This window comes from Janthinobacterium sp. B9-8 (genome assembly GCF_000969645.2).
Classification (GTDB): Bacteria; Pseudomonadota; Gammaproteobacteria; order Burkholderiales; family Chitinibacteraceae; genus Iodobacter.
The window spans coordinates 2,356,831-2,376,488 of the sequence record NZ_CP014222.1; the positions used below are offsets into that span (position 1 = coordinate 2,356,831).

Genomic DNA, 19,658 nt, shown 5'->3' on the forward strand with positions numbered 1-19,658 from the left:
GCAAGCCTTGGGGATTTGGAGTTTTTATGAAAGCCTTATCCAAACCCATACTTGCCCTTGTTGCCATCACACTTTTAGCCATTGGCGGCATCGCTATCAAGCAATATCAACAAGGCCAGCAAGCGCGTGACTTAGCCATGCCCGATGAAGCAGTTCAACAATTACGCTTCGATGCAAAGGATGGCAAAGCACGTTTACTTGAATTGGCAACACAAGGGCATCCGCTCGCCGCCAGGCTGATTGCAGAACAAGTAGAAGACAAACACGCCGCCGCCCGCTGGCTAGAGAAAGCGGCCGAAGCGGGAGACTCAAAAGCGCGTTATCTACTCGGCATGGCCTATTTAAAAGGCGATGGCGTGCCTCAAGATGCACAAAAAGCACGGCTCTGGCTAAGCACTGCAGGGGATATTGGCATCTATCGTCTAGGCATGATGACGCTCAAAGGCGAAGGCGGAGCGAAGGATCAGGCTAAGGGAATCGCTATGGTGCAAACCGCTGCAAAAAACCACGACCCCGCAGCAATCTACACCCTCGGTAATTGGCATCGCTACGGCGACTATCTAAAACAAGACGACAAGAGCGCACTCCAGCACTACAGAAACGCGGCCAACTTACAATATGTACCCGCCCTGCAAGAGCTAGCACTTGCTTATGAAATGGGTGAAATGGGCTTAGATATCAACCCCGCCCAAGCCCACAGCCTCAGCGAAATGGCAGGGCATATCAGCCGCTGCAAACAAAACCATGAGCATGAAGTTAAGGTGTTTGATTAAGCTGTAGAAGTTCAGACCTGATCTGACAGTCCCCGTTTTGATTAGTGCCGGATTGTCAGATTAGTTTAGATTGTCGACCTTCTCCTTCCAGAGTGATTTGCCTTCTAACAACGTCTGCAGCGGCGTCCTGCCGCAGCACATTTTCCCTTGATGCGTACGTTGGCGGTTGTAGTAGTCCAGCCATGCATCCAGATCCGTTTGCAGCTCGTCCAGTGACTGATACAGCTTACGCCTGAAGGTCACTTGGTAAAACTCTTGCAGAATCGTTTTATGGAAGCGCTCGCAAATACCGTTCGTTTGTGGATGCCGCACTTTAGTTTTGGTGTGCTCAATCTCATTGATCGCCAGATACAGCTGGTAATCATGCGTTTCGGCTTTGCCGCAATACTCAGTGCCACGGTCGGTCAGAATGCGTAGCATCCCCATTTCCTGCTCGGCAAAGAACGGTAGCACCCGGTCATTGAGTAAGTCTGCGGCAGTGATCGGCGTTTTGGTGGTATAAAGTTTGGCAAAGGCCACTTTGCTGTAGGTATCGACAAAGGTCTGCTGATAAATCCGGCCAACCCCTTTGATGGTGCCGACGTAAAACGTGTCCTGTGAGCCCAGATAACCTGGATGAGCCGTGTCAATTTCGCCATGTGCGACATCATCATCCTGTTTACGTTCCAGTGCCGCAACTTGAGCCTCACTCAGCACGATTTGCTGTTCAGTAACCTGCTTCTCCAGTGCATGCAAACGCTGTTTGAACGAAGCCAAATCATGCCTGAGCCAGATTGAACGCACACCAGAGGCAGAGACAAATACACCGCGCAGCCGGAGTTCGTTGCTGGTGCGTACTTGTCCATGGGCGGGCTGCTCAGTGGCATACGCAATGACGGCGGATTCTGTTGCCTCATCGACTCGGTTCTTGGGATTGGGTTTGCGGCGATTGGCGTCGAAGAGTGCTTCGATGCCACCGTCTTCAACCGCATGTTGATAGCGATAAAAGGTATCGCGCGACAGCCCCATCATTTTGCAGGCTTTGGATACGTTGCCCAGTTCGGTGGCGAGATTGAGCAAGCCGATTTTGTGCTTAATGAAGTTTTGGTTTAGATTAGCCATGGGGTTACTCCTGCGCTTGCGCGCTGTTTTGAATAAAGATTCGCACCTCTATCAAAACGGGTAACCCCACCTACTGGCAAGGCCTACTGTCAGATCAAGTCTGAACTTCTACAATTAAGCCTCCCTCGCCTCTAGCCGTTTAATCTCAAACAGCCGACTTGTAGGAGTGGTTTTAGCCAAGAAAGCGTGATGTATTAGATAACATCAAAGCTAAAGCCACTCCTTATTCCCTGCCTTAATCCCACACTGGCCCAAAATCAGGCGCAACGATGCGCTCGTTTTTATCTAGGCCTGCAATGGCTTGCATCTCTGCCGCCGTAAGCCTCAGCTCGTCCGCTTTTAAATTACTCATCAGATTGCTGCGCTGGGTAGAAGAAGGAATCACACTGATGCCCTGCTGCAATAGCCACGCTAAAGCAATCTGCGCGGGGCTAACTTGATGGCTGGCGGCAATTGCTTGCAATACCGGATCTTGCATTACCTTGCCGTAAGCAAGCGGCATATAGGCGGTAAGCGCAATGCCTTGCTGCTGGCAAAATACCCGCACTTTGTGGTTTTGCAAAAAGGGATGCAGCTCGATTTGCTGATGGGCAATGGCCTCTGCGCCAATCGCATCAATCGCCTGCTGTAAATAGCTCAAAGTAAAATTAGACACGCCAATTTCACGCGTTAAGCCCTGCTGCTTAGCCAGCGCCAGTGCTTCCATATACTCCGCCACAGGCAGTGCATCGGAGGGCCAGTGGATCAAGGTGAGATCAAGCTGATTCGTTTGCAGCTTATCTAAGCTGATTTTTAAACTATCTATCAGCTTGTTTTTGCTCAGATTAGCCGTCCATATTTTTGTAGTCAGATAGAGGCTATCCCGCTGAATGCCGCTCTCTGCAATCGCCTTACCCACCTCGGCCTCGTTTTCATAAATCTGCGCGGTATCGATATGGCGATAGCCAACTTCCAAACCTGTTAATACCGAATCGATAACGATTTGATCTTTCAAACGGAATGTTCCCAAACCAATTTTTGGCATATTCATATTTTTAACTCCAGTTTTTGTAAGCAATTTGTTGATTCATTTCTTTGGCCGTATTGCCAAGTTTTTTATCCAGCACCCCAGACCATGTTGTCAGCGCCAAAGCACCCAGCACCACCACGCCGCCTATCCACGGCGTAGCCAGCAAACCTAAGTGTTCGACAATCAAGCCGCCCGCCCAAGCGCCGCCTGCAATGCCCACATTAAATGCCGCAATATTCAGCCCTGACGCCACATCCACCGCATGGGGCGCATCGCGCTGGGCCTGTTGCACCACATAGACTTGCAAGCCGGCCACATTGCCAAACGCCACTGCGCCCCAAGCCAACACCGTTGCCACCACCAACACAGGCGAATGCACGGTAAAGGTCAACACAAATAACACGACTGCCAGCAGACTAAAGATCATTTGCAGAGCGCGAATGGGGCCTTTCTGATCGGCTAATTTGCCACCCCAGATATTGCCCACCGCCACTGATACGCCATACACCAGCATCACCAGGGCCACACTCGATGGCGCAAACCCCGTGATCTGCTCCATCAGCGGTGCTAAATAAGTAAACGCCACAAATGAGCCGCCATAACCCAGCGCCGTAATGGCATAAACCAAGAGCAGCCTTGGTTTTTTAAGCACAGCCAATTGCGCCAAAATCGAAGATGGGGCCGCCTGTGGCAAGTTGTTAGGCACCAGCAGCAAGCTACCCGCAAAGGCCATCACGCCTAAAATAGCCACCGCTAAAAAGACCGACTGCCAGCCAAATATTTGCCCCAGCCAGGTGCCCAGCGGTACGCCGGTGACCAAGGCAACGGTTAATCCCGAGAACATCAGGGCAATCGCGCTGGCGGCTTTTTCCTTAGGCACAAGGCTGGTCGCCAGCGTGGAGCCAATCGAGAAAAACACCCCGTGCGCCAAACCGGTCAACACCCTTGCTGCCAGCAGCGTGGCGTAATCCGGCGCTTGCCATGCCAATAAATTACCCAAGGTAAACAAGGCCATCAGCCCCAGTAATAAAGGCTTGCGCGGCACGCGGCTCGTTAAGGCAGTCAGCAATGGAGCGCCGATGGCCACGCCCAGTGCGTAAAAGCTGACCAATAATCCCGCCGAGGGCAGCGAGACCTGCAAACTGCCCGCCAGAGTTGGAATCAGCCCAACAATCACAAATTCTGTAGTGCCGATGGCAAAGGCGCTCAGAGTAAGCGCCCAAAGTGCTAGAGGCATTGTGTCTCTCCAATAAATGAATGCACCGATTGTCTACCCTTGCCGCACAGAGAAAAATAGGCTCTACTGACATTCACTTGTGACTGGAAGTCAACAATGCTTCATCTCGATGCCCTGCTTACCTTTGTGACTATTGTCGATACCGGCTCGTTTTCTGCCGCTGCCGAGCGCTTGGGACAAACGCCATCGGGCGTCAGCCGCTGCTTATCAAGGCTGGAAAAACAACTGGGCATCAGCCTGATTAGCCGCACCACCCGCCGCCTTGATCTGACAGAAGAAGGCCGCTGGCTATTAGATAAAGCACGGCAAATCTTAGCCTCTCTGGCCGAAACCGAAGCCACGCTCACCGCCAGCCAAGCCCAGCCCTCTGGCCTGCTACGCGTGAATGCCGCCACGCCGGTGCTTAATCATTTGATCGCCCCACTGGCGGCTGGCTTTATGGCCGCCTACCCCAAGATTCAGCTGGAGCTGATCGGCGCAGAGGCGGTGATTAATTTAATTGAGGAGCGTGCCGATGTGGCGATTCGCATTGGTGAGTTGTCAGATTCCACCCTAAATGCCCGCCGCTTGGGGGAAAGCCAGCTGCGCCTTGTGGCATCCCCCGGCTATTTGCAGCAGCATGGATCACCGCTCAACGAAGACGCACTCACCGCCCACAGTCTGCTTGGCTTTAGCAGCCCTGCCTCACTCAATATCTGGCCGTTAAACGGCGGCAGCGGGATGGCGATCAGCCCCACGATCAGCGCATCCAGTGGTGAAACACTGCGCCATCTGGCCCTCAATGGCGCAGGGATTGCTTGCTTGGCTGATTTTTTAATTGGCAAAGATTTGCAAGCGGGCCAGTTGCAAACCGTGCTGGGCGATGCCTCTTTGCCTTGGAAGCAAACCATTTGGGCGGTATTTTATAAACAAGGCACGCTGGCCCCCAGAATTGCCTGCTTTGTAGATTACTTAGCCAAGGCCTTAGCATAAGTCACCGCCCAATTAAAAAGCCCACGTTCACCGTGGGCTTTTCTCTGCATGCTCCTTTTATTGAGGATAGGCTGGCGTTGCTGAGGCTAAATCTAGCCATTTTCCGCTGGAAACCTGATTGAATTTTTTTTGGGCAAGCGCATAAAACTGCTCTGTGGCGAGCGGCAGTTTTAGATCGGCCACCGAATCAAGCGCGGTCTGGCTTAAAGGCAAACCATACATGGCAAAGATTTTACGCACATCCTGCCCGATAATTTTAGAGCTAAGCACATAGAGCAGCTCATGATTGCTGATGGTGTTATTGGCATAACGGCTCATGCCATATTTATTGCCCGCTTCCCATTCCTTACTCACTAAACGATCGGCCTTTGTCAGCAAGGTGAAGTAATCCATGCTGGCTTGCATGCCAGGCACCGCTTCATTGGCACGGTATTTACTGAAGAGAAACGCTAGCTGAAAATGCACCGCCCGCATCGGGTCTTGCGAATCGCCGCCCCAGAGGCGGCTTTCCATATCAGCGCGTTGTGCCTCACCGCTCTTGCCGCTTTGCCGGTTTTGCACAATATATTGATAAAGAGCAGGGTGATCAGTGATATGCCCATTATCAATTCCTGTAAGGGCGTACTGGCGCATCATATGGGCACTGGCAAGGATGTTGTTATCGCATTCAACCACGCAGCCTTTACCATTTAGCTCGATATGCATCACGCGCTGCACGGTGTTGTGGCCCAACTCGTGAGCGTGTCCCCAGCCTGTGCCGCTGATACCGGCAAAACCATCCGAAGGATTTCCCGAGCACAAATAGCCGCAGGCGGCTATCCAGCCCACAAAATGCTGCACGCCCGGTGCACGGTGGATTGGCCCCTCGCACGTCCAGCCTAGTTGGGTGCATAGCGTGGCGACATTGGCCGACATCGGCATATTGCTATAGCCATTGGCAATATGGTTTGAATCGAACAACATACCTTTGATTTGATCGACGATATAGACTTTAGGGTCCAGATTGCCCATCGCCTCATTGGCATAATTAATGGTCTGCTGAATTTCACCGCCCACAAACTTAGCAGTTTGCCAGCCAAAATCTTTGCGCTTTAAGGCGGCAACCGCCTCGTTAATATCCGCATCGCTTTGCGCCTTAGTGAAGTCAAAATGCGAATATTTGGCCGCGCCACGGATCTTTAGCTTCACACTCTGGCCTGCAGTAGCACCCGCATAATTTAAATAAAGCGGGCCGCCAAAAGGGCTGACCAAGGCTGTTTCACCGCTCGCTTTCAATGGCAAAGTAAACGACTGCGGATGGCGTGGCCGCTTATAACCCTCGCTCACCGCATCGGTCAACGGGTTACCCCAGCTACGCAGATAATTGCTTTGCACGCCCAGCTTGCCGTTGCTTGTCAGCACCTCGATATAAACCGGCTTACCCGGCACAGCAGCACGGCCAATCGCCGTTACGCCATCGGCCTGAGCAATCGTCACTTCAATCGTTTCGGCACTGCTGCTTACCGGCAATTGCTGCGCAGCCTGCGGCATAAAATCACCCTGCCCCGCCTTGGCAACGGTGGTATTCGCCCGGTTAAAAGCCAGCCATGAATCAGAAGCATAGGTACGCAAAAACTCGGCAGGCTGAGTACTGCGATTCATTTTGCCGTACTCGATATCCGGGCGGTATAGATCGGCCCACAAAACCAGCAGCTGATGAAGATCGGCAGTGGCCTCTGCAAACACCTCGCCACCCGTACTTTGCAAGCTCGCCAATTCTTTATGTATCGCCGTAATCGCATCGGCAGATGATGTGTCTTTGCTTAAATCGAGGCTTAAGCTAGTGCTGCCCAGATGCTGGATAGCTTGTATCAACAGCGCTAACTTATCGCCCTGCTTGAGGGTATCGCTCAGCGTGCGCTGGCTGCCTACCGACATCCCTGCCGTGCTTGCAAAGTAATTACCGCCATAGCCGCCCAAATCCATGCCCAAGGCTTGCAATACTTTACGCCCGCCTGCCGAATCACCCCAGTTTGGGTGCATATAGATGATGACTTTGCCGCTTTCTAAATATTTGCGTACCTGGCGGCTTAGCTCTGCATCGTCTTTTACCCCTGCGCCAAAAAACAAGACATCGGCATCTTGCCAACAGCTATTGTTACTGGCGGCTAAATCGCAGGCCACGGCTTGCGGCGTTTTGCCCAAGCGGGTCAGCAGCTTGGTCACAAGCTTGGCATCGTAGCCAGCCGTTGCAAATTTAATCGTGGCGGGCAGTGGCCCAGCCGCTTTGCCCGTCACTGCCCAGTTAAAGGCGCGACTAAACAAGGGGAAATGCTGGTTTTCTTTTGACTGATCGGCCATCCAGGCCAAGACATCAGCGCCATAAGCCAAACCTCTTCCCTTGCCATATTGGCTAATGGCCGCCATGCCCCGGCCCTCATCCGACCAAACTAAAGGGGTGGCAATAGTCGATAGGCTTGGAGTAATTAAATTGCTGTTTTTGCTTAAATTAATCGTTAGATCAAGGCTGGCACTGCCATAAATATCGCTCAACGCGGCATTGTTCTGCTGCTGATAACGCTGGGCCAACACTAAAGCCTGCTGCAATAAAAGCGCGCGATGAGAAACACTTAAGCCCGCCGTACTGCCATTCTTAACTGCAGTCGCAATTAAACTTGCATCGTTGCTACTGATTGGCACGCTGGCTGTGGATGAGGCCGTAGCCGGTGAATCAGAGCCGCCACTGCCGCCACAAGCAGTGAGCATGCCCATGATCAGCATGCACAGAAGAGATTTATATTTCATCAGGGAAAGTGCCTCGTTGAAACTGCGCGATTCGCTCTAGCCCGTAGACAAGAGCGACATTAGATTTTCATGATATTACCAAGCACGTCCAAGCTATGACATTGGTGTTTCTAATCAGCAGAGGTAAAAAAATCACCTGGCACTGCCCTGCATAAAACCCCTGCCGTTTATCAGGCTTAGCCGCCATCTGCCGTAACTTGGTCAAAAGTAATACAGACCATAGGGCATGGCTTGATAAAAACTATCAATCACATTTAAACAATCAATTTGTTTTAGCTATCATAAAAAACCATAATCGGTTTCAACAAGGAGCCACCATGCAGCAACCCACACTCAGGGAACTCTTTTGCGAACTGCTTGCCAGTCTGGTCTGGATGCAGTGATCCCAAATCTAAGAGGAAGAAAATCATGTCATCGAAAAAACTCACCACCCAAGCAGGCGCACCCGTTAGCGATAACCAGCACGCACTAACAGCAGGCCCGCGCGGCCCGATGCTGATGCAAGACGTTTGGTATATGGAAAAGATGGCGCACTTTAATCGTGAAGTGATTCCAGAGCGCAGAATGCATGCCAAAGGCTCGGGCGCTCACGGCACATTTACGGTAACCCACGACATCAGCGCCTACAGCAAAGCCAAGATTTTTTCTGAAATTGGCAAAGAAACCCCGCTATTTATGCGCTTTTCTACCGTAGCCGGTGAGCGCGGCGCAGCGGACGCCGAGCGAGATATTCGCGGTTTTTCTATGAAGTTTTATACCGAGGAAGGCAATTGGGATTTAGTCGGTAATAACACACCGGTGTTCTTTTTACGCGACCCGCTGAAGTTTCCTGATCTAAACCACGTGGTGAAACGTGACCCGCGCACCAATATGTTTAATGCCAATTCACAGTGGGATTTTTTCTCCAGCCTGCCCGAAGCGCTACACCAAATCACTATTGTGATGAGCGATCGCGGTCTGCCAAAAAACTACCGCCAGATGCACGGCTTTGGTAGCCACACTTTTAGCCTGATTAATGCTGAAAATAAACGTACTTGGGTGAAATTCCACTTTAAAAGCATGCAAGGCATTGAGAACTACAGCAATACAGAAGCCGCAGCTGTGGTAGCTAACGACAGAGAAAGCTCGCAGCGCGATTTATACAACAGCATTGAAAACGGCGATTTCCCGCGCTGGCAAATGTGTGTGCAGCTAATGACAGAAGCCGAAGCCGATAACTACGCAATCAATCCCTTTGATCTGACCAAAGTATGGCCACACGGTGATTTTCCGCTGCATGAAGTCGGCATACTGGAGCTAAACCGCAACGCAGAAAACTACCATGCCGAAGTCGAGCAATCGGCGCATAACCCAGCCAATGTCGTGCCCGGCATCAGCTTCTCACCAGATAAAATGTTGCAAGGTCGTTTATTTGCTTACGGCGATGCACAGCGCTACCGCCTTGGCGTGAACCACGGCCATCTGCCGGTAAACGCACCTAAATGCCCATTTCACAATTACCACCGTGACGGGCAAATGCAAATGGGCAATTACAACGGCAGCGCCTATCCAAGCTACGAGCCAAATAGCTTTGGCGGCCCGGTTGAAGACCCAAGCGTGGCCGAGCCGCCTTTGGCCATTCACGGCAGCGCCGATCGATACAACCCGCTGCAAGATCAGCCGGATGATTACATCCAGGCCGGTAATTTATTCCGCTTAATCGGCAAAGACGCTCAAGAGCGCCTGCTGGACAATATGGCCGGTGCGCTCAGCCAGGTTACTGTAAAAGAAATCCAGATCCGCCAGCTGCGCCACTGCTACAAAGCCGATCCAGCTTATGGTTTGGGATTAGCAAGCCGCTTGGGAATTAGCGAGGCTGAGATTAAGTAAGCGGCATAGATTTAAAAACTCAAAGCCGAGTAAAACTTCATCCCACAACATAGCAACTTAGGGCGCACTGCGCCGGGCAAGCTGTATCGCCCGGCGCAGTGCGCCTTGCTTACTACAACATATGAAAAAACAGAACAAACCACATTCAGTTAATGATTCGCTAGCCCGAAATCTCTGGCTCAACCAGTGTTGCCAATTGCAAAAGTGACTCTTGCCAGCCGAGATAGCACATTTCGGTGGGGATCATCGCGGGGATTCCATCTTGCACGATGCTAATCTCGGTACCACATGAGCGCTTGCTTAACACCACGGTTACCTGCATTTCCCCTGGCAAGTTTGGATCATCAAATTTATCGGTGTAGCGAATTCGCTCAAAGGGGATGAGTTCGAGATACTCGCCACCAAATGAATGAACATCCCCAGTCGTAAAATTCGTAAACGACATCCGAAAAGTGCCACCTGCTTTCGCATCCATATGGTGAACCTTGCATGTAAAACCGTATGGCGGCAGCCACTTCGCCATCGCGTCCGCATCCAGAAAAGCCCGATAAACACGCTCTGGAGGCGCACGAAGTACACGATGCAAACGTACAGTGCCTGTAGTCATTTTGATTCTCCAATGGTTAGTGAAAAACGAATAAATCAAATATTCAACGATCAAAAAAAGCAACCCAAGTATCAGATGCAATGAGCTAGTGAGTTTGCGCCAGCTCAGAAGCGATCTGCCCTAAACATCCAAGACCACGCAAGGTTGCTTCGACGGCCTCATCTAAGGGCGTGTGCGGCTCCCGACCTAAAGTTGCCACTAAATTTATGTTGCTCATGCGCACGGGGTGACGCCAAAGATAGCGCATATCAAGCAGCTCACGCAGCGTTTCAACAAACGGTGACATCAGGCGTATAAGCCACCATGGAAAGCGGCGAAGCTTGGGCCGAAGGCCGCCATGAGCTTCGATCACACGGCTAATTGCGGCCGCCATTTGCGTACCATCTGCATCCCAATGCCCTGCCATATGGAAGTTGGCAAAAGGAGCGAGTTTATCCTGACACGCCAGCAGCTCGACCATAGCCCGAGCCACGTCCGGCAGATAAGACCATTGATGGCCGACTCCTTGATCATTTGGCTGCGCAATCGCCATCACCGCCTTCCCCGGTTTGATCAGCCCTTGTGAAAACCAATTATTGCCCACTCTGGGGCCAAAGAAATCGCCGGCTCGCACAATAATGACGCGCGCGCCGCGATGTGTGGCGGCTTGCAAGCGTTGTTCCAGCTCAACACGTATTTCGCCTTTACGCGTCAGAGGACGCTGCGGCGCATTTTCACTTAGCAAGGGGAAGGCATCAAAGCCGTAATTATAGATTGTGCCCGGCAAAACAATAGTTGCGTGTTCAGCCACAGCCGCAGCGATTGTGTTCTCAAGCATGGGCAGCACCAGCTCCGCCCACTTGCGGTAACCGGGGGGGTTCACCGCATGCACAATGGCAGAACAACCTCGTGATGCCTCAAGAACATCATCTCTGTTCAGCGCATCGCCACGAATCCAGCAAATACCATCCTTTAATTCCACCGGCACCGCCATCCCCCGCTTGAGTGCCCGCACCTCCCAGCCTGCATCACGCAGCTGGAATGCGACTTCCCCGCCAATCCCACCTGTTGCACCAAGTACTAAGGCCACTTTATTTGTGTTTACCATGATCGTTCTCCACGTGTTTGAATCAAGTTACGATGGAGGAATTCTGAAGGGGACTGTGTAAAAAAGAAATTGCCTAACTTAGTACAGCTGCTATACATTTATGTATGGACAATAACATTGCTTGGGAGCTCTATCGCTCTTTTCTTGGCGTGCTGCAAGAGGGCTCACTCTCTGGAGCAGCACGCTCCCTGGGTATCACCCAGCCCACGGTGGGCAGGCATATTGCTATGCTTGAGAAATCACTGGGCCTTGCGCTGTTTACGCGCTCACAAACGGGCTTAATACCCACGGAGGCCGCACTTGCCACTCGCGGCTATGCCGAATTAATGAAGAGTGCAGCCGCGGCATTTCAACGAGCCGCCGAAAGTCAGGGTGAAGGAGTAAAAGGGACGATAAGAGTATCAGCCAGCGAGGTGATCGGCGTTGAGGTTCTGCCAGCAATCATTGCAGATCTACAGCAGCGGCATCCCCAGCTAAAGGTTGAGCTGGTTCTGACCAATCGTTTACAAGATCTGCTACACCGGGAGGCCGATATTGCGATTCGTATGACGGCCCCCCAGCAAGCCTCGCTGATTGCACGGCATGTTGGCGCTGTGGCGCTTGGTTTGTACGCTCACCAAAGCTACCTGGAGCAGCGTGGTTTCCCTCAAACGCTTCATGATTTAGCAGAGCACTTGCTCATTGGCTTTGATGAAGAAACGCCCTTCATACGTGCCGCCCGCGTGCACCACCCCGAATGGAAACGCCAGACGTTTTCTCTGCGCACCGATAGTGATATTGGCCAGCTGGCACTGATCCGCTCGGGCTGCGGCATTGGAGTGTGCCAAGCCGCACTCGCTCAGCGTGATCCCTTGCTTATTCGGGTGCTGCCTCAGCTTTTTGAATACAAATTAGAAACCTGGGTCGTCATGCACGAAGACCTGCGCCACAGCCCGCGCTGCAAAGAGACATTTGACGCACTCGTTAAGGGGCTGGCGAGCTATGTTAGCTAACGGTGCATGGCCGACAGCTAAGTGAATCAACAATCTGCATCATCCCAGTTAGTCCAGTTAGTCCAGTTACTTTAGAAAACCTGCCTCGCCGCAAAACCATCAGCAAAGCATGCATCTCGATCAACAAACCTGATCACAAAAAAAACCGGCTACTAAATTGTCTTGAACCCTAAGCCAAAACTCAGGTCTATTCCTTTTTTCCAAACATGCACACAAAAGGAATACTTTGCCTTATCGCCCTTCCACCCCCGCCCACGCTAGCGATCCGGCCTGCTGGATGCTTATTTTTATTGCCTGGCTGATCGCTGCCAGCAGCACACTAGGTGCCTTGTTTTTTGGTGAAGTAATGGGTATGCCACCCTGCACCCTGTGCTGGTATCAGCGGATTTTTATGTTTCCACTGGCGATCTTCCTGCCGCTGGCGCTGTTTCCACTCGACACCAAGGTAGCCCGCTATGCCTTGCCCTTGGCACTAATCGGGCTGGGTTTTGCGGTTTTCCACTGGTTTTTACAGCTGGGTTTTATTTCGCCTTCCGCCAGCCCTTGCGCCCAAGGCTCATCGTGCTCTGAAGTAGAAGCCGAATGGTTTGGCTTTCTCACCATGCCACTCATGTCGGTCTGCGCCTTTGCGCTGATCAGCATTTCTTTATTCGCAACATTTGTTCAGGGTAAAAAATGAAGCAAAAAATTATCTTTATCTCCGCAGCGCTGGCTTTATTGGCACTGTTTGTTGTAAGTACGCTGATATTTAAAAATAAACAGCAATCTGCTGCCCAAGCTCATGTTCAGGTTAATCAAGAAGCCTTAATGCGGATGCATTCGCCCATTATTGGCGCGCAAAATGCAAAAGTGACTATTGTTGAATTTCTTGATCCCGCCTGCGAAGCTTGCGCAGTGTTTTATCCCTTTATCAAAGAGCTGATGGCCAAAAATCCGGAGCAAATCCGCCTTGTAATTCGTTACGCCCCATTGCATCAAGGCGCAGAACAGGTGATTGCCGTATTAGAAGCCGCACGCAAACAAGGCAAATACTGGCCCGCACTTGAAACCCTGCTTGCTACGCAAGATCAATGGACAAAAAATCATCAAGCGAATGTCGATCTCGTTCTACCGCTGCTCGCACCCTTGGGGCTGGATATGGCGCAATTACAAACCGATATGCAATCCAGCGGCATTCAAATACTGATCCAGCAAGAAATAGCCGACGCGCAAGCACTGGGCGTGAATAAAACGCCAAGCTATTTTGTGAATGGCAAGCTACTGCAAAGTTTTGGTTATCAGCAATTGAGTGATTTAGTCGATGAGGCGCTCAAAAAGTAAACAAACTGCACCAAGAAAACTAGCCCTGATGCGTACGCTGGGGCTGGTTTTTTGTGCGTTTTTTGCAACTCACCCCCAAACTGGCCTTTCGAATAAAACGAGCTAAAGTAAATAAAAATACAGCGCTGGAGAGGGTGATGCTTAAACCACTGCAAGAATGGATTTGCGATAGCTGCGGCAAAACAATTACATCGCCTAATGAAGGCTACGTCATCTGGCAGCACGATAGCAATCAGCACGATTTTGATTTTAAAATCATCCATAAGTTTGTGTGCGAGCCGCCATCCTATCCCTCATCCGTCCCCCTGAATGATTTCTTAGGCAGCAAAGGCAGCACCTATTTACTTTCGTTTATTAGCCTTGGCAAAATCAAAGCACGCGGCCAATACCGCAATTATTGCCATGTGCTTGATTTCGACGAATTCGTCGATCTATACCGCCGCGTACAAATCCCCTATTACGAAGAAGCGCGCAAAAAATTTAATAACCCTCAATTACTGGCCGATATGGAAGACGCCAGCGAAGTACACCCCTATCAGGAAGATGTGCTGAAGCTGATTATTGAAAAGTATTGAGGGGTGTTTAAATCAAAAGGCATAAATTGAACTAGATTCCAATTGCCCAATAAAAACTAACCATTAGAAACAAATAAAACACACCCGATATCTATCGAACAAACGCCGCTAAGCATTAGATAGCGGCGTTTGTTTGCGACCTCGCTTTGGGTCTGTTCGGAAATACTTAATATTCAGCGCCAGAAACAATAAATCCCAGAAACAGTAAATCAATTTGCATTCATTTAGCAATGCCCTCCATCCAGACTATTCCCTGCCAGCGCCTTCTCCCACAACACCCTTTATTTGCTGCAAGATGCTTTCGTCTTTGATTTTATCGTCGGCCAGCAACAAGACTATTTTGCTAATAATTTCACTGCTGCGATGATCACTTTCTTCAAAAGGAAGCTGCAGTTTGGCCACACTCTGCCCTGCAGGAATAACACACAAGTAAGAACCCGGCTCAATATGAATATGAGCGCTGGCAAGATTGATACGATAGTTGCTCAAATGCCCTTGCAAATGCACCTGCCGATCTTCGATACGAATGCGCTCGCCGCCTAGTGCTGGCTGTAGCGCTTTAATTAATGCTCTTCTTGCCGCAACCGTTTCGCTGGAGCTGTATTCTTCGCTTCCACTGCTCATTGCACGGGCAATTAATAAATCCAGATCGCGCATCGCTTCACTAAAAATCAGCGGGGGCACTGCAGTTAATGCCAAAGCCTCGCCATTCCGAGTAAAAGTCACGGCGCTCGTTTGCAAGGTATCCACTTCGGTGAAGTAGTGATATTTAAAATCAAAATCAAAATGCGCAGACACATCCCCCACAAAGCGCTTGGTATGCGTTGCTTCTTCAGCCCATCGGGAAGGACGCCAGTTTCGGCTTTTAAATATGCCCTGAGCAATTCGGGTAGATACCCAGCGCCCGGCATAGCGCTGCGATTCCGTAGCGGCTTCAAGCTCAGCGGGGGTAGGCACATAGAGCTCACGAAACACCTGCTTAAAGGGTTGCTGCAGCTTAATCAGAACAGCCCATTCCTGCCATTGTACGAGGCGGCCATTTGCCAGCCATTCGATCGGGTGCGCCAGACGCAGGCCACCTTCAATTATTTCAACACCAGTAGGATGCGCAAGCACTCCAGCACGATAAACACCGCAATGCCCTGCTTCATCCACCCAAACAAGTTGGTGAATAAGTGCGCCCAAAAGCGGATGCTCAATTCCTAGCTCTATTTGTGCAATGCTCAGCCAGCGCTGTTCCAGCAAGTAGGTTTCCAGCACCTGAATAAAGCGAGTGCGCTGTGCTTTGAGCTCCTCCCACAGCTCTTTAAGCTCAAGCCAGGCAGGCTCTTTTTTAATTCCGGCAGGCACGCTGGCGAGGCATTTTCCTTTGCTATTTAAAAAGGCAGGGCCAGAGTCCGAGCCTTTTAACTCGATCCAAACACTGTAATCACCGATTTTTTGCTCTGAGAACAAAAACTGTAAGGCATCACCCAGGCTGGCTTCCATCTGCCATTCCAGCTCGCCAAGGCTACTAAAACCCGCATTACTGGCTAAATTAATCAGCCCGGATTGCACAGCCGCACGCTGATTGCCCTGCCGCTGAGCGCCATATTGATTGGCAAGCTGATAAAGCTCTTTTAGTTGCAGATAACGCGTCCGGCATTCGTCTTCGTTTTTCAGGGGTAAAAGACCGAGCGCCATCATCGGCACATGGGCGTGCTTACTGATTGCGGATTTTTCCAGTGCAGCCGCCCCCTCTCCAACAATGGCTCCGAGTAATTTCGCCAGATCTGCCGGCCAATAGTGCTCTTTTAACCAGGCCCAATCATCAAGGCTCAGTTCGCCAAGCAATGGGCGCGCAGTATGAATATCTATCGTGCCAAATGCCGGTTCAGAATCTGCGTCGTGAGTGGCCAGATAGCTAAAGCACCAATGGCGTAAGGCCTCAAGCTGCGCCTTGCCCAGTGCCTTAAATAATAAAGGCTCTATCAATGCATTCCGGCTTTGCAACAAAATCTGCACAATTTTTGGCGGGTAACTTTGTAAGCGGGTGAGCAACACATCAGCGGTTTCATCAGGATCAAAAGCCGTAATATGTAAGTACCGAGACCAGTATGAACTCAGATTGTTTTGTTCCGGATTGGCCAGCAAATCATCTGCAACCCAGAATAAAGCCCGTGCACTGGCCAGCTCAAAATAGAGCTCCTTATCCTGAGGCTCGGAATAATCCAACATCTCCGCTAAACCGTGCCTGTGCAATAAAGTAAACAGCGTCTCACGCAATAGCAAATAAGCACTCGGCCAATCTGCATAGCGCTGTGCCAACAGCTCCATCGGTGCAAAAGCAGGATCATTCACACAAAAACGCTGCAGATCATCGCACGCCAGCCATTGCTCTTTAGCCGCATATGCCACACAACAGCGAATCCGCCGCATCATGGGGGGCATATAGCTCAAAGACCCAAAATCATCTTTCAGCTCTACCGGCAACACCCGCTCACTGGCTTGCTCCTGCCACAAACCTTCCTCATTAAAGTACAGCTGGCCTGCCACAATTTGCTGTGTAAGCACGGATAACTGAGCATACTCTGGCCAGACATGCTCCTCCCAAAAAGCCGCGCCCAAAGGAATCAGCCCGCGGCGTATACCGCAAGCCACGTAGGCCAGCGTCTGCCTTGCATAATCGCGGCACCACTTTGCTTCAAGCAGATCTAATTTTTCAGATTTTCTCAGGGCATATTTGAGCAACCATACGGTAAGCTGCAGCAATACAGCCTCACGATCGAATAAAGTATCATTCGTTTTTACATAAGCCCCGTCCATTTGAAAGGCACGATGTTGCAGCAGCAAAGCGTCTGCATTTAATGCCGCCAAAGTGAATAGCCGGTCACTTTCCCCACACTGGGCACGCACTGCGGCCTGCCAGTGCATAAAGTGCTCATCCCTGATTGCATCCCAATAAGATTCACACACATCGGCCCATTGGCGGAACTCGCTTTGCGGGCGTTTCACCTGCGCGAAAGCCGCATCAATATCCAGCGCCTGCGCGGTGGCATTAAGTAAAACCGACTGCTGTGCAAATAAAAATTCCGGATTAAATTTCAGCATGGTTTAGCCCCCGACCAAAGGAATGAGCCGGATAAAGAAAATAGCCAATGCAGGGTGGAATGTAATCTCTGTATCAAGCGATTCAATCTGCCTATCCCCCGCCAGCAGCAAAAAACGGCGCTGCTCAAATGCAGCCAACGCCAGCTCAAGCTCGTGCCTTGAATCCAGCTCCACACTTGCCAGCACGGGCAGTGCAATACGCCCACTCTGGTTCATTGCAGCAATCTCCGTTTCAGACAGGTATTGAGGCCGAACAGCGGGCCTGAGCGCCGCCTGACGACACTGCTCCAGCACCGTTTGCCGAATCAGCTCACGCGCACTGAGCGTTGTACCAAGCAAAGCCAGCTGAATTTGGAAATTTGGCGAAGACGGGGTGGTTGATTGAAACTCAACAGTCACATTTTTCATTAGAAAGCTTAGACAGGTTATTTCTAAGCTTGAAACTTAACGGATTAATAAGCGAAAGGGAAGTTATATGGACTGCAATTGTAGGGAACACACATGAGGGCCATCTCATGTGCAGCGACAAAGTACATCGTAAAGCTCAGCGTTGAATCACCAGTAATATACAGCTGAAACTACTTGTAGTATTCACTTCGCGTCATTTCCAAAACCTAACGTTTAACTTAATTCATACCAACACAGCGTCAATTTAAATAGAAAACTAAATACAAGATACTTACAATATTCGAGCGCCATGTAAGTAAAGGCCGATGCGCTCTGCAACATTCACAAAGCTCTCAATCCTAGCACTGCGGTCTATAGAATCTTGGGTGGGGTACAACTCATTTAATAACTCAATCATTACCTGCCTAAAGTCATCCGTCGGTATTGCTGTTCCTAAAACAGAAAAAACACCATGCAGTGCCTTATGAAAACGCCTTTCGTCCAGTGAATGCCCACTATCCCAAGTGGATACGAGAAGCCATGGTCTTAATTGCTCTTTAAGTGCTTCTAAATTCATAGGAAGACTCCCCACTCTCTGTTTTACCTAACATTTATTACTGAACCAAATCCAAATACTTCAAGCCGGTATAGCATATGTTTCTGACTAAATTTTTACATCAAACAAAAGTAAAACATCACTATAACTTGCGCACTAAACAGGCCAATCTTAAATTGCATCAGCATGGTATTGGGCGCCATCAGCAATGCAGACCACTCTGCGTTCCCCAGTTTTTTTCTCTAGCCCCCCACAAACCTCAAAAACCACGCCTCTCAGCCAGCGATGCGCGAGGTCGGCTTCCATTCTGGGGTGCCACAGCATGGAGATAGTGATTTCTGAGGAGGGGAAAGGCAGGGGGAAGCGGTGCATTCCGGCGCTCAGGGCTTGTGTGTGGCGCTCTGGCACGGTGGCGATCAGATCTGTGGATCTGGCGAGTGCCAGCGCTGCGGAAAAATCGCTGACGATGGTGGTGATTGTCCGTGTGAGGCCCAGTGGCTGCAAGGCTTCGTCGATCAGCCCTCTATCCAGCCCGCGCCTTGAAACCAGTACGTGCGGGCTGGCGGCAAATCGCTCGGGGGTGATTTCCACTTGGCTAAGCGCATGCCCCATGCGCACCACGCCGATAAAGTGATCCCTGAATAAGGCTCGGGTGCGTACCTCGGGACCGGTAGTTTCGCTGATCACGCCGGTCTCTAAATCAACCGAGCCATCACGCAGCGAGGCACTGTCTTTGTTTAGCTTTTGCACAAAGCGCAGCCGCACGCTGGGGGCTTCTGCACTGATGCGAGCAATCAGTGCAGGGCCAAAATTCTCTACAAAACCATCGCTACTTCTTAAGGTAAATGTTCTGGCTAGCTCCTTAAGATCGAGTTGATTGGCGGGGCGGAGCACGGCTTCTACCTCTTGCACCAGCTGGCTAACTTGCTCCCGCAGCTCAAGTGCGCGCGGCGTAGGCACAAGGCCGCGCCCGGCTCTGACCAAGAGCGGGTCGCCCATCGTATCCCGCAAGCGCGCCAAGGCACGGCTCATTGCCGATGGGCTAAGGCCGAGCCTTTTGGCAGCTTTAGCCACACTGCCCTCAGCCAGCACGGCATCAAGCGTGATCAGTAGATTGAAATCCGGAGTCGTCATGCTGGGTATTATATTTTGCTATGGCGTTAAATGCATGAATAAAGTGCAAGCAACGCGTCTTCCGCCATAGCAAATATGGGGCTATCTTGCAGGGAGCGGCTTTTGTAGGACGGGTGCAACCCGCCCGACTTGGTATGAAATAAAACGGCGGGTTGCACCCGCGAT

Annotated in this window: 17 protein-coding genes; 7 read left to right on the plus strand and 10 right to left on the minus strand. The window is 50.9% G+C overall.

Annotated features, from left to right (window positions below; all coding sequences use genetic code 11):
- Window positions 1-26: 26 nt before the first annotated feature.
- Window positions 27-773 (plus strand): tetratricopeptide repeat protein, encoded by a 747-nt coding sequence (locus VN23_RS10540; RefSeq protein ID WP_052746502.1) that lies wholly within the window; start codon window positions 27-29, stop codon window positions 771-773.
- A 60-nt stretch (window positions 774-833) separates the two neighbouring features.
- Here VN23_RS10540 and VN23_RS10545 read toward each other — a convergent pair whose 3' ends face one another.
- The 3 genes from VN23_RS10545 to VN23_RS10555 all read right to left on the minus strand — a co-directional run bounded on the left by VN23_RS10545 (window position 834) and on the right by VN23_RS10555 (window position 4,120).
- Window positions 834-1,874, minus strand: coding sequence for an IS481 family transposase (locus VN23_RS10545; protein WP_062654877.1), 1,041 nt, complete (start codon window positions 1,872-1,874; stop codon window positions 834-836).
- A 235-nt stretch (window positions 1,875-2,109) separates the two neighbouring features.
- Window positions 2,110-2,904, minus strand: a complete 795-nt coding sequence (gene dkgB, locus VN23_RS10550) for a 2,5-didehydrogluconate reductase DkgB (protein WP_046352116.1) — start codon at window positions 2,902-2,904, stop codon at window positions 2,110-2,112.
- Between the two features lie 4 nt (window positions 2,905-2,908).
- Window positions 2,909-4,120: an MFS transporter gene (locus VN23_RS10555; protein WP_046352117.1), complete on the minus strand. Its 1,212-nt coding sequence runs from the start codon at window positions 4,118-4,120 to the stop codon at window positions 2,909-2,911.
- 96 nt (window positions 4,121-4,216) lie between these two features.
- Between VN23_RS10555 and VN23_RS10560 the strand changes: the two genes are divergently transcribed.
- Window positions 4,217-5,092 carry a LysR family transcriptional regulator gene (locus VN23_RS10560; RefSeq protein ID WP_046352118.1) on the plus strand — a complete coding sequence of 292 codons (876 nt, stop codon included), beginning with the start codon at window positions 4,217-4,219 and terminating at the stop codon, window positions 5,090-5,092.
- A 57-nt stretch (window positions 5,093-5,149) separates the two neighbouring features.
- Here the strand turns inward: VN23_RS10560 and VN23_RS10565 are convergent, their stop codons facing one another.
- Window positions 5,150-7,876 carry an ImpA family metalloprotease gene (locus VN23_RS10565; RefSeq protein ID WP_046352119.1) on the minus strand — a complete coding sequence of 909 codons (2,727 nt, stop codon included), beginning with the start codon at window positions 7,874-7,876 and terminating at the stop codon, window positions 5,150-5,152.
- A gap of 408 nt (window positions 7,877-8,284) precedes the next feature.
- Between VN23_RS10565 and VN23_RS10570 the strand changes: the two genes are divergently transcribed.
- Complete coding sequence (locus tag VN23_RS10570) at window positions 8,285-9,745, plus strand: catalase (RefSeq protein WP_046352120.1); 1,461 nt, start codon at window positions 8,285-8,287, stop codon at window positions 9,743-9,745.
- A 160-nt stretch (window positions 9,746-9,905) separates the two neighbouring features.
- Here the strand turns inward: VN23_RS10570 and VN23_RS10575 are convergent, their stop codons facing one another.
- On the minus strand, window positions 9,906-10,352 hold the full coding sequence (locus VN23_RS10575; RefSeq protein WP_046352121.1) for an SRPBCC family protein: 447 nt from the start codon (window positions 10,350-10,352) through the stop codon (window positions 9,906-9,908).
- 85 nt (window positions 10,353-10,437) lie between these two features.
- Entirely contained in the window at window positions 10,438-11,439 is a 1,002-nt protein-coding gene (locus VN23_RS10580) for an NAD-dependent epimerase/dehydratase family protein (protein WP_046352122.1), read from the minus strand.
- Between the two features lie 104 nt (window positions 11,440-11,543).
- Here VN23_RS10580 and VN23_RS10585 point away from each other — a divergent pair, with 104 nt between their 5' ends.
- From VN23_RS10585 to VN23_RS10600, 4 genes are all read left to right on the plus strand, one after another.
- Window positions 11,544-12,431: a LysR family transcriptional regulator gene (locus tag VN23_RS10585; protein WP_046352123.1), complete on the plus strand. Its 888-nt coding sequence runs from the start codon at window positions 11,544-11,546 to the stop codon at window positions 12,429-12,431.
- 226 nt (window positions 12,432-12,657) lie between these two features.
- Window positions 12,658-13,110, plus strand: coding sequence for a disulfide bond formation protein B (locus VN23_RS10590; protein ID WP_231743239.1), 453 nt, complete (start codon window positions 12,658-12,660; stop codon window positions 13,108-13,110).
- Entirely contained in the window at window positions 13,107-13,751 is a 645-nt protein-coding gene (locus VN23_RS10595; protein ID WP_046352124.1) for a DsbA family protein, read from the plus strand. The genes VN23_RS10590 and VN23_RS10595 overlap by 4 nt, the downstream gene beginning before the upstream one ends.
- 137 nt (window positions 13,752-13,888) lie before the next feature.
- The gene (locus tag VN23_RS10600; RefSeq protein WP_046352125.1) at window positions 13,889-14,326 is read left to right on the plus strand and encodes a hypothetical protein; all 438 of its coding nucleotides are present in this window, start codon (window positions 13,889-13,891) and stop codon (window positions 14,324-14,326) included.
- 246 nt (window positions 14,327-14,572) lie between these two features.
- Here VN23_RS10600 and VN23_RS10605 read toward each other — a convergent pair whose 3' ends face one another.
- The 4 genes from VN23_RS10605 to VN23_RS10620 form a co-directional block, all read right to left on the minus strand.
- Window positions 14,573-17,416 carry a DUF4132 domain-containing protein gene (locus VN23_RS10605; protein WP_046352126.1) on the minus strand — a complete coding sequence of 948 codons (2,844 nt, stop codon included), beginning with the start codon at window positions 17,414-17,416 and terminating at the stop codon, window positions 14,573-14,575.
- Window positions 17,417-17,419: 3 nt separating this feature from the next.
- Window positions 17,420-17,824, minus strand: a complete 405-nt coding sequence (locus tag VN23_RS10610) for a hypothetical protein (protein ID WP_046352127.1) — start codon at window positions 17,822-17,824, stop codon at window positions 17,420-17,422.
- Between the two features lie 271 nt (window positions 17,825-18,095).
- Window positions 18,096-18,380 (minus strand): hypothetical protein, encoded by a 285-nt coding sequence (locus tag VN23_RS10615; RefSeq protein ID WP_046352128.1) that lies wholly within the window; start codon window positions 18,378-18,380, stop codon window positions 18,096-18,098.
- A gap of 150 nt (window positions 18,381-18,530) precedes the next feature.
- Window positions 18,531-19,493: a LysR family transcriptional regulator gene (locus VN23_RS10620; protein WP_046352129.1), complete on the minus strand. Its 963-nt coding sequence runs from the start codon at window positions 19,491-19,493 to the stop codon at window positions 18,531-18,533.
- Between the last annotated feature and the right edge of the window lie 165 nt (window positions 19,494-19,658).

Bases quoted from the DNA above. Each gene is read 5' to 3' on its own strand.
- VN23_RS10615 (WP_046352128.1), bottom strand. From the start codon at position 18,380: ATGAATTTAGAAGCACTTAAAGAGCAATTAAGACCATGGCTTCTCGTA.
- VN23_RS10555 (WP_046352117.1), bottom strand. From the start codon at position 4,120: ATGCCTCTAGCACTTTGGGCGCTTACTCTGAGCGCCTTTGCCATCGGC.
- VN23_RS10580 (WP_046352122.1), bottom strand. From the start codon at position 11,439: ATGGTAAACACAAATAAAGTGGCCTTAGTACTTGGTGCAACAGGTGGG.
- VN23_RS10600 (WP_046352125.1), top strand. From the start codon at position 13,889: ATGCTTAAACCACTGCAAGAATGGATTTGCGATAGCTGCGGCAAAACA.
- dkgB (WP_046352116.1), bottom strand. From the start codon at position 2,904: ATGAATATGCCAAAAATTGGTTTGGGAACATTCCGTTTGAAAGATCAA.
- VN23_RS10620 (WP_046352129.1), bottom strand. From the start codon at position 19,493: ATGACGACTCCGGATTTCAATCTACTGATCACGCTTGATGCCGTGCTG.
- VN23_RS10560 (WP_046352118.1), top strand. From the start codon at position 4,217: ATGCTTCATCTCGATGCCCTGCTTACCTTTGTGACTATTGTCGATACC.
- VN23_RS10565 (WP_046352119.1), bottom strand. From the start codon at position 7,876: ATGAAATATAAATCTCTTCTGTGCATGCTGATCATGGGCATGCTCACT.
- VN23_RS10570 (WP_046352120.1), top strand. From the start codon at position 8,285: ATGTCATCGAAAAAACTCACCACCCAAGCAGGCGCACCCGTTAGCGAT.
- VN23_RS10540 (WP_052746502.1), top strand. From the start codon at position 27: ATGAAAGCCTTATCCAAACCCATACTTGCCCTTGTTGCCATCACACTT.
- VN23_RS10575 (WP_046352121.1), bottom strand. From the start codon at position 10,352: ATGACTACAGGCACTGTACGTTTGCATCGTGTACTTCGTGCGCCTCCA.
- VN23_RS10610 (WP_046352127.1), bottom strand. From the start codon at position 17,824: ATGAAAAATGTGACTGTTGAGTTTCAATCAACCACCCCGTCTTCGCCA.
- VN23_RS10545 (WP_062654877.1), bottom strand. From the start codon at position 1,874: ATGGCTAATCTAAACCAAAACTTCATTAAGCACAAAATCGGCTTGCTC.
- VN23_RS10605 (WP_046352126.1), bottom strand. From the start codon at position 17,416: ATGCTGAAATTTAATCCGGAATTTTTATTTGCACAGCAGTCGGTTTTA.
- VN23_RS10595 (WP_046352124.1), top strand. From the start codon at position 13,107: ATGAAGCAAAAAATTATCTTTATCTCCGCAGCGCTGGCTTTATTGGCA.
- VN23_RS10585 (WP_046352123.1), top strand. From the start codon at position 11,544: ATGGACAATAACATTGCTTGGGAGCTCTATCGCTCTTTTCTTGGCGTG.